Genomic DNA, 9,528 nt, shown 5'->3' on the forward strand with positions numbered 1-9,528 from the left:
CCTGACGGCCCGGGGTACGCGACCGGCCCCCTGCCACGTGACGTGGCAGGGGGCCGGTCGGCCGTGCGGGTCAGCTCTGGACGAACACCGCCACGCTGCGCGCGGGCACGGTGAACGTGCCGGCGGCCCGGTCGAACGACGCGCTACGCAGCGCCGGGTCGACCGAGTTCCGCAGCACCGGGTGCAGTGCCACGTTCGCGCCGCGCAGCCCGGTGACCGTCTGCTTCGCCGTCTCCGGCGTGGCGTTGAAGACGACAGTCACCGACTTCCACGTCCCGTCCAGCCCTCGCGCGTCGAGGGTCATGGTGAGCACGCCCGGGGTCTCCTTCGTCCCGGACAGCGGGAACGCCACCCGCTTCTGCACCTGCTCGGCGGTGTCGAGCCCGAACACCGGCGAGGACCGGCGCACGCGCAGCAGCTCCGCGTACCGGGCGTCGGCCAGGTCGACCGCCGCGCAGTCCGGCACCAGCGACGAATCGGCCAGCAGCGGCTTCGCGTACGACCACTTGTCCTTGTTGTCGGCCTCCGGCGGCAGGCCGGCGCCGAACCCGTTGCCCTGGGCGCAGTCCCACCGGATCTGGTTGAACCAGTCACCGGAGTTGTACGAGTTGCGGTCCAGCGACTTCGAGCGCAGCCGCTCCGAGCCGGTGGTCACGAACCCGGCGCCCTGCCCGAGCGCGGTGGTCGCCAGCGCGAGCACCTGCATCCGGGCCCGGTCCTGCGCCGAGGTCCCCTGCGGCAGCTTGTACGCCAGCGCGTCGTACAGGATCTCGTTGTCGTGCGCGTCGACGTAGGTGACCGCCTCGCCCGGCGCGGCGGTGTACCCGGCCGGGGCGCCGTTGTAGTCGACCTGCGCCCCGGTGACCCGCTTGCCGGTGGAGTCGGTGAACCGGTAGCCGCGCAGGTTCCCGGTCAGCCCCACCTTGATCAGGTCGTGCTGGTGCAGCAGCCGGGCCCGCTGCTCGGCCGCCGAGCCGTTCACCTCGTCGCCGTTGGGGTCGGTGTAGAGGCCGGAGGCGAAGCCCTGCACGCGCGGGTTGGCGTCGAACGGGCCGCCGCCGCGCACCGCGTCGCGGAGCCGGTCGTTGAACGTGCCGACGCCGGTGCCGGCCATGTTGGCCTGGGTGGCCTGCGTGAACCGGGCGTCGTCGGCGACCTCGCCGAAGTTCCAGCCCTCGCCGTACAGCAGGATCTTGCGTCCGTCCACGCCGTCGCGGGCGAGCGTGAGCTTGTCCAGCGCGGCCCGTACGGCCAGGATGTTCGCCTTCGGGTGGTGGCCCATCAGGTCGAACCGGAAACCGTCGACCTTGTACGCCTTGGCCCAGGTCACCAGCGAGTCCACCACGAGCTTGCCCATCATGGCGTGCTCCGGCGCCGTGTTGGCGCAGCAGGTGGAGTTGGCGACCGTCCCGTCCTCCAGGAGCCGGTGGTAGTAGCCCGGCACCACCTGGTCGAGCACCGACTTCGGGTCGGCGCCGGCGGCCGAGGTGTGGTTGTAGACCACGTCCATGACCACCCGCAGGCCGGCCTTGTTCACTCCGGCGACCATCTGGCGGAACTCGGTGGTGCGCTTCGCGCCGTTCGGGTCGGTGGCGTACCCGCCCTCGGGCACCGTGTAGTGCAGCGGGTCGTACCCCCAGTTGTAGCCGTCGGTGCCGGCGACCGCCGCGACGCACTTCTGCTGCTCGTCGGAGTCCGGCGGCAGCGCGGCCAGGTCGCAGTTCGGCCGGGCCTGGTCGGCCCGCTTCTCCGGGATGGTCGCGAAGTCGAAGGCCGGCAGCAGGTGCAGGTGGTTGACCCCGGCGTCACCGAGCTTGCGCAGGTGCTTCATGCCGGCGCTGTTCGGGTCGGTGAACGCCAGGAAGGTGCCCCGCCGGTCGGCGGGAACCGTGGTGTCGGCGATGGAGAAGTCCCGTACCGACAGCTCGGAGATCTGGACCTTCGACGCCGGCACCGGGGCCGGCTTGCGCAGGTTCGCCCAGCCGGCCGGCGCGAGCGCCGGGTCGGCCAGGTCGACGATCTGGCTGTGCGTGGAGTCCGCCGCGAGCGCCACCGAGTACGGGTCGGTCACCGACGCGGTGACCATCTTCTGCGTGGCCGGCTGCCACGCCTGCACCCGGTAGCGGTAGTAGCGGCCGTTCCACGCCTTCGTGCCGCGGACCGACCAGACGCCCGTGCGGTCGTCGCGGCGCATCGCCACGCTGGTCGGCTGGGCGGTGGGCGAGTCGAACAGCTCCAGCGACACGGTCCGCGCGGTCGGCGCCCACACCGCCAGGGTGGGGACCCGGCCGGCGAACGTCGGGCCGAGCTTCGCGCCGGTCGCCGCCGCGTAGACGTCGTCGAGCACGCCGGGGATCTGCACACCGGTGGCGGCGAGCAGCGCGCCCTCGGCGTCCCGCTCGGTCACCACGATCTGGCCGCGCAGCGCCGCCGGCACCTTGGCCAGGTCGGCGCGGTCCAGCGAGAAGGCGCGCGAGGCCCAGAGATGGGGGTACGCCTGCCGTTGCGCCTCGGTCAGGCCGTTGCGCTGGGCCCGCAGTCCGATGGTGGTGTACGTGCCGGTCAGCTCACCGTCGGCGAGGCCGATCCCACCGGCCGGGGCGACCGCCAGCGCGTACCGCCTGCCGTCGGTCGGCCCGGTCGCCCAGGCCACAGTCGACCTGTCGATCCACTGCGCCTTCTGCTTGGTCAGGTCGAGATCCTTCGCGGCACCGGACGTGGTGGTCGGCAGCAGCCGGCCCTTCACGCCGGCGAGCAGCCACACCTCGCGCCCGGCACCGGCGAAGTCGAGCCGCTGGTCCTCGGGCTGATCCTTCTCGTCGCCTCGGTGGATGATGTAGCTCAGCCCGGTCGCCCCGGCGGCGAGGGGCACCCGGAACACCGCGCCGTACGCGTCGATCTTCTCCGGCTTGAGCGGGGCCGCCCAGTCGGTCGGGGTGGCCGCGCCGTCCCACAGGTGCAGGCCCCAGCCGTCGTAGTTCCCGTCGGCCTTGCGCCAGTGGATCAGCGCGGTGTCCTGCGCGACGGGCGGGTCGGGTTCGCCGGTGGCGGCCTGCCGCGTCGGGTAGACCGCCGGGTCGCCCTGCTTGACCCAGACCTCGCCGGTCGCCGTCACGTCGATGGTGCGGTCGTTCGCCACGTCCTTGTTGCCGTCGCCGTCGATCACGAGGAACCCGACCGTCTTCGCACCGGGCTTCAGCTTGACCCAGGCGAACCGGCCGTACGAGTCCTCACCGGCGAACGGCTGCCCGGCGGGCCACTGCGTCACGTACGCCGGGTCGATGTCGCCCCAGGCGTAGAGCCGCCAGTCGTCGTACCCGCCGGCCGGGCGCTGGTAGTGCACGATCGCCCAGTCCCGCGACGCGCCCTGCGCGGGGGTGCCGACGGTGCCGGTGGCGCGGTCGGTGGCGGTGCGGCCCTTGCCGTCGCGGACCACCGCCTTGTACTCCACGCGGGTGCCGCCGGGCAGGCCGGTCAGGTCGTGGTGCACGGTGTACGGCGCGCGGTTCGCGGTGCCGAGCAGCGTCCACTTGCCGCCCGCGACCCGGGCGGCGAACGTGACGGTGGCGAGCGGGTCGCCGGTCACCTGGGCGGTGACGGCGGCCTTGCCGGGGACCGGGTCGTCGCCCGGCTCGGTGATCGTGATCGTCGGGGCCCCGGCCTGCGGGATCGCCCGGTCCGCCTTGAGCACCAGCGCCGACATGGCCGGCACGGTGACGCTCAGCTTGCCGTCCGCGCCGGCCGTCGCGCTCGCGGCGCCGCCGTACACGCCGGTGAAGCGGGCGCCGGCCGACCAGGTGTCCACAGTGACAGTCTGCGGCGTCGCGGCGTTGTTCACCGCCGCCACGTACTCGATCCGGTCGGCGGGCAGGACGCGGGAGAACGCGAAGACGCCGGGCCCGTCGGCCGCGTACCGGGTCACCTGCACGCCGTCGCGCAGCGCCGGGTGCGCCGTCCGCAGCTCGCCCAGCTCGGCGATGGTCCGGTAGAGCGGGTGGCGGGTGTCGTACTGGTCGGCGGCGTGGGTACGGGTGGTGCCGATCAGGTCGTCGTCGAGGTAGTCGGCGGTCCGCGAGGCGAACATGTCCTGCCGGGCGTCCTTGTCGCCGCCCGGTCCGGTGAAGCCCTGCTCGTCGCCGGAGTAGACGACCGGCTGGCCGCGGGTGAGGAACATGAGCTGGTGGGCGAGCCGGCTGCGGTTCAGCTGGGTGGCGTCGTCACCGCCCGCGGCGGCGACGAACGAGCCGATCCGGCCCATGTCGTGGTTGCCCAGGAACGTGGTGAGCCGGTTGGCGTTCGTGTCGCGCGCGGAGTACAGGTCGTCCTTGGCGTACACGTCGGCGAGCGACTTGGCCGAGCCGTCGGCGGCGGCGTACCCGCGTGCCGCCTCCTGGAACGAGAAGTCGAGCGTGGCGGGCAGCCCGCCCTGCCGCACGTAGGTGGACTGGATCTCCTGCTCGGCGCTGTAGACCTCGCCGAACATGAAGAAGTCCTTCTTGCCGGCCTTCGCGGCGGCGGCGTCGATGCCGCGCGCGAACTGCGGCCAGAAGTCGAGGTTGGCGTGCTTGACCGTGTCGAGGCGGAACCCGTCCACGCCGGCCTTGCCGATCCACTGGGCGTAGATGTCGGTCATGCCGCGCACCACCTCGGGACGCTCGGTCCACAGGTCGTCGAGGCCGAAGAAGTCGCCGTACTCGCTGTTCTCCCCGGCGAAGGTGGAGTCACCGCGGTTGTGGTACATGGTCGGGTCGTTCAGCCACGCCGGTACCTTGACCTTCGCGTCGGCCGGGGTGGCGAACACCGGGGTGTACGGGAACGACGTCGCGTTCACCGCCGGGAACTTCCGGGTGCCGTCGGCGTAGTTGCGGTCCTCGAAGGGACGCCCCTGCGCGTCGCGGTAGGGCGCGGTCTTCTTGTCCACGTAGCCGTACTTGTCCTCGGCGTACCGGATGACGTCGGCGGTGTGGTTGACGATGATGTCGAGGTAGACCTTGATGCCCCGGCGGTGGGCCAGGTCGACCAGCTTCTTGAGCTCGGCGTTGGTGCCGAAGTGCGGGTCGACCTGGGTGAAGTCGGTGATCCAGTAGCCGTGGTAGCCGGCCGAGACGTCCGCGCCGGTGCCCTGCACCGGGCGGTTCTTGAAGATCGGCGCGAGCCAGATGGCGGTGGTGCCGAGCCCCTGGATGTAGTCCATCCGGTCGATCAGGCCCTTGAGGTCGCCGCCGTGGTAGAAGCCCTTGTCGGCCGGGTCGAGACCGGTGGTGAGCCGGCCGCCGGTGAGGCCGCCGGTGTCGTTGCGCTTGTCGCCGTTGGCGAACCGGTCCGGCAGGACGAAGTAGAACTGCTCGGCCTTCGCGGTGCCGGTGCCGGCCTTGAGCAGCGCGTCGGCGGACGGCTCGCGGTTCCACTGCAAAGCGTTGCCGGCGGCCAGGACGTCGGGGGTGGCGGCCGGGCGGGTGGCGTCGGCGCCGAGCTGGTGGAGGGCCACCGGCACGCCGACGAGAGTGAGTACGAGGGAGGTGACCAGGGCGAGCAGCGCCTTGGGGGATATCGGCGGGGGTTTCATCGACGGCCTTTCTCTGGTCGCTGATTCGCCCGCACGCTAGCCCTTGCCGAAACATTCTGCAATACCTTGCAAACACTGCCGCAACAAAGCAGACACCTTGCAAGAGGAGACGTCCATACCGGCCCCGGTCCGGGGCGCCGGAACTACCGCTCGGCGCAGGGCGAGCGGTCGACGGTGCAGCTCACCGGCCGGGTACCGGCCCGCTCGATGTGGAACCGCACCGGCACTGACTGCCCGGGGGCCAGGTCGAACCCGCTGCGGTAGGTGAACACGCCGTCATCGAAGCCGAACACGCCCTGCTCGGCGCCCTCGACCCAGGCGGTGACCAGCCGGCCACCGGGGAACGTCGCGCGGACCGTCCAGCCGTGCGGCGTACGCGCCGTGTTGACGAGCAGCACCTCGCCGATGAAGCCGCCGTCGAAGGAGCTCATCACGCTGTACCGGCCGGTCACCGCCGACGGCGGCGGGGGCGGCGGAGGCGGGGGCAGCACCGGCCGGGCCACGCCCCGGGGGCTGGAGGTCGGCGCGGCAGGCGTCGGCCGGGCCGGCACCACGGTGGACCGGGGCGACAGGCCCGGCACGACAGCAGCGGTGGCGGAGACCGGCGACGGGCCGGTGGCGCTGACCGCCGTGGGGGTCAGCGGCATGCCCGGCAGCGACATCAGCGGATCCGGCGGACCGGCCGCCGGGAACGTGCTGCGGCCCCGCACCGAACCGAGCGCCACCACCAGCAGGACCACCATGACGACCACGCCGGCGGCGACGAGGATCCAGGGGGACGAGGTCATGGCGGCTCCGGGCTGCGGACCGGGGCGGCGCGTGCGGGACATGGTCCTCCTGTCGGGGTCCGGGCCAGCGTAGTCACACGGACCGGGTCGCGGCGAGCGCCGGAGATCGGGGTCTGCCGCACGGCGTTGGCACCTGATACCTTGCACGCCGATCAATGACCACAATGGCTCGTCGAGCCGGTAGGACGGTTGGCCAGTGACTGAGTGGCAGGACAGTATCCGGCGGGCGTCCGCGGCGGACGCCGCCGTCGTGACCGCGATCCTCGCCGAGGCGTTCATGCGGGATCCGGTGAGCGGCTGGGTCTTCCCCGACGACGACCACCGCGCGCGGGTCCATCGCGCCTTCTTCGGACCGTTCGTCGCGCTGGCGCTGCGCACCGGTGAGGTGTACGTCGCCGGTGACGGGCTGGGCGCCACGCTCTGGCTGCCCACCGGCGAGGGCCACGACGCCGAGGACGGCGGCGAGTTCGACGGGCTGGAGAACGCGATCGGCGCGGAGGCCATGAAGCGGTTCGGCACGCTCGACGAGATGATGAGCGCCCGGCACCCCGCAGAGCCGCACTGGTACCTGCCCTTCATCGGGGTGCACCCCGACCATCACGGCAAGGGCGTCGGGTCGGCGCTGCTGCGTCACAGGCTGGCCGAGCTGGATCAGGCCGGTACCGCCGCGTACCTGGAGGCCAGTTCGCCGCGCAACGCCGCACTCTACGAGCGGCTCGGATTCCGGCGCCGTCCGGTCACGCTGGACCTGCCGGAGGGCCCCAGCCTCTACCCGATGTGGCGCGACCCGTCCTGACCCGTACCGTCCCGCCCCGGCTCGGCCCGGGGCGGGACGTCATCGCCGTACCGTCGTGGTGGTGACGTCGAGCGCGCCCACGACGGCGGCGAGCAGCCCCTCGAGCTGAGCCGGCAGGAACCGGCGGCAGTCGCGCATCCGCGTGGCCACCTGCGGGTCGAAGATGTGCGCGGCCAGGCCGACCGCCTCGGCGAGGGTCGCCAGCAGCAGCGTGCCCGGGTCCAGCTCGGCCGGGGACGAGTGCATCAGCATCGCGGTCAGCCGCACCCGGGGCGAGGCCGCCTGGTTCGGGTCGATGGCCGGCCAGCGCACCGTACGGCCGATCAGTTTGCCCTGCTCACGACGGAGCACACCGGCGGTGACCAGCCGGGTGCCCACCCGCTCGTTGATGTTGAGCTGGGTCCGCAGGTAGCGGATCCACAACCGGGCCGGATGCGCCCCCTCGCGACGCAGGATCTCGGTGATCAGCAGGTCGGTGAGCGGCTCCTGCCACAGCCGCGGATCGACGGCGGCGATCCCCCCTCCGTCGAGGGCGATCCGGCCCTCGAACATCAGCTCGGCGAGCGCGGCGCCGGCCAGCCCGCACTCCAGCCGGTCGACCGCGACGTGTGGCTTGCCGGTGAACTCGTCGTGTCCGATAAGGAACAGCGCATCCGCAAGCCGGTAAGTGGCCTGCGCCCCGGGGTAGGTCATGGTCCATCCTCGAACGGTGGCCGTGATCGTCGACACGGGACGGTACGGCATGACCACGCACAGCTCAATTCTGGCCGTTCAGGCGCACCCCAATCGATATCGAAGCGGGGTTGTCACGATACGTGATCACCAATACCCTGCTTCAGGTTGTTCCGAAGTAGACACATCGATCCCCTCACCCCCTCCCCTGGAGAAGCCTTGTCCTCCGATCCGTTCTTCTCCGACGGTGGGCTGCGCCGCGGTCGTCTCGGCACCGCTCACCTCGTCTTCTTCACCGTCGCCGCGTCCGCCCCGCTGACCGTTCTCGGCGGCGGTGTCACCACCATGTACGCGGTCAGCGGCAACATCGGCGCCGCGCTCGGATACGTGCTCCTGGCCGCCGTACTGGCCGTCTTCGCCACCGGCTACGCCGCGATGAGCCGGTACGTCGCCAACGCGGGCGCGTTCTACGCGTACATCGCCAACGGCCTCGGCCGGGCCGGCGGGGTGGCCGGCTCGGCGGTCGCGCTCGCGGCGTACAACGCGATCCAGATCGGTCTGTACGGCCTGCTCGGTGCGATCCTGGGCGACTTCATGGACGCCAAGACCGGCATCAGCCTCGACTGGTGGGTCTGGGCGCTGCTGGCCTGGGTGTTCATCGGCGCGCTCGGCGTGTTGCGCATCGACCTCAACGCCACGGTCCTCGCCGTGCTGCTCATCCTCGAGTGCGTTGCCGTGCTGATCTTCGACCTGGTCGCCTTCGCCAACCCCGACGGCGGCACCGTCACCACCGCCGGCATCAGCCCCAGCCACCTGTTCGGCGCCGGCTTCGGCGCGGTGCTCGCGTTCACCATCGCCTCCTTCACCGGCTTCGAGAGCGGCGCCATCTACAGCGAGGAGGTCAAGGACCCGCGTCGCACGGTGGCCCGGGCCACCTACATCGCGGTCGCGTTCACCGGTCTGTTCTACGCCTTCTCCGCCTGGGCGCTCACCGTGCTCACCGGTCCGGAGAACGCCCCGGCAGCCAGTGCCGAGGCCGGGCCGGGCATCATCTTCGGCGCGCTCGACCAGTACACCGGCGCCGTCGTCGCCGACATCGCCAACGTCCTGTTCATCACCAGCGTGCTCGCCGCCCTGCTGTCGTTCCACAACGGCGTGGCGCGCTACCTGTTCGCGCTGGGCCGGGAGCGGGTCCTGCCGGGCTTCCTCGGCGCCACCTCCAGCCGCAGCGGTGCGCCGGTCGCGGGCTCGCTGGTGCAGAGCGTCCTCGCCGTGGTGGTGTTCCTGGCGTTCGCGATGACCGGCCGTGACCCGGTCATCGACCTGTTCACCTGGCTGTCCGGCGCCGCCGCTGTCGGCGTCGTGCTGCTGATGACGCTCACCTCGGCCTCCGTGGTGGGCTTCTTCCGGGGCCGTCCCGGCCCGGAGAGCGCGTGGCAGCGGGCGATCGCCCCGGCGCTCGGCACGGTCCTGCTCACCGCCGTGCTGCTGGTGCTGCTGTTCAACTTCGACGCGCTGCTCGCCCCCGACACGGCGAGCTACCTGAAGTGGCTGCTCCCGGCGATCCCGGTGGCGGCGGGCGTGGTCGGCCTGATCTGGGGCGCGATCCTGCGCACCAGCCGACCGGACACGTACCGCCGGATCGGCCAGGTCACCGAGGAGGGCCTGCACGAGCCCGGCCTGCACCCGGCCCCCGAGGCCGACCG

5 protein-coding genes are annotated in these 9,528 nt (G+C 72.0%); 2 read left to right on the plus strand and 3 right to left on the minus strand.

What is annotated here, in order from left to right; translation table 11 throughout:
* Nucleotides 1-70: 70 nt before the first annotated feature.
* Together pulA and ACPCK6_RS28550 are read right to left on the minus strand one after the other, a co-directional pair.
* Nucleotides 71-5,566 (minus strand): pullulanase-type alpha-1,6-glucosidase, encoded by a 5,496-nt coding sequence (gene pulA, locus ACPCK6_RS28545; protein WP_423482748.1) that lies wholly within the window; start codon nucleotides 5,564-5,566, stop codon nucleotides 71-73.
* Between the two features lie 143 nt (nucleotides 5,567-5,709).
* Nucleotides 5,710-6,354 (minus strand): cellulose binding domain-containing protein, encoded by a 645-nt coding sequence (locus tag ACPCK6_RS28550; RefSeq protein WP_396882866.1) that lies wholly within the window; start codon nucleotides 6,352-6,354, stop codon nucleotides 5,710-5,712.
* Between the two features lie 196 nt (nucleotides 6,355-6,550).
* On the opposite strand from ACPCK6_RS28550, the gene ACPCK6_RS28555 reads away from it, so the two are divergent.
* Complete coding sequence (locus ACPCK6_RS28555; protein ID WP_423482749.1) at nucleotides 6,551-7,150, plus strand: GNAT family N-acetyltransferase; 600 nt, start codon at nucleotides 6,551-6,553, stop codon at nucleotides 7,148-7,150.
* Between the two features lie 39 nt (nucleotides 7,151-7,189).
* Here ACPCK6_RS28555 and ACPCK6_RS28560 read toward each other — a convergent pair whose 3' ends face one another.
* Nucleotides 7,190-7,843, minus strand: a complete 654-nt coding sequence (locus ACPCK6_RS28560) for a GOLPH3/VPS74 family protein (protein ID WP_128137146.1) — start codon at nucleotides 7,841-7,843, stop codon at nucleotides 7,190-7,192.
* Between the two features lie 198 nt (nucleotides 7,844-8,041).
* Between ACPCK6_RS28560 and ACPCK6_RS28565 the strand changes: the two genes are divergently transcribed.
* A partial coding sequence (locus ACPCK6_RS28565; protein ID WP_423482750.1) for an APC family permease occupies nucleotides 8,042-9,528 on the plus strand: 1,487 nt, incomplete at its 3' end.

Source organism: Micromonospora sp. AB353, from assembly GCF_049538395.1.
Lineage (GTDB): Bacteria > Actinomycetota > Actinomycetes > Mycobacteriales > Micromonosporaceae > Micromonospora > Micromonospora aurantiaca.

What these genes read in the sequence shown, in the direction of transcription:
- pulA (WP_423482748.1), bottom strand. Translation starts at nt 5,566, where the DNA reads ATGAAACCCCCGCCGATATCCCCCAAGGCGCTGCTCGCCCTGGTCACC.
- ACPCK6_RS28550 (WP_396882866.1), bottom strand. Translation starts at nt 6,354, where the DNA reads ATGACCTCGTCCCCCTGGATCCTCGTCGCCGCCGGCGTGGTCGTCATG.
- ACPCK6_RS28560 (WP_128137146.1), bottom strand. Translation starts at nt 7,843, where the DNA reads ATGACCTACCCCGGGGCGCAGGCCACTTACCGGCTTGCGGATGCGCTG.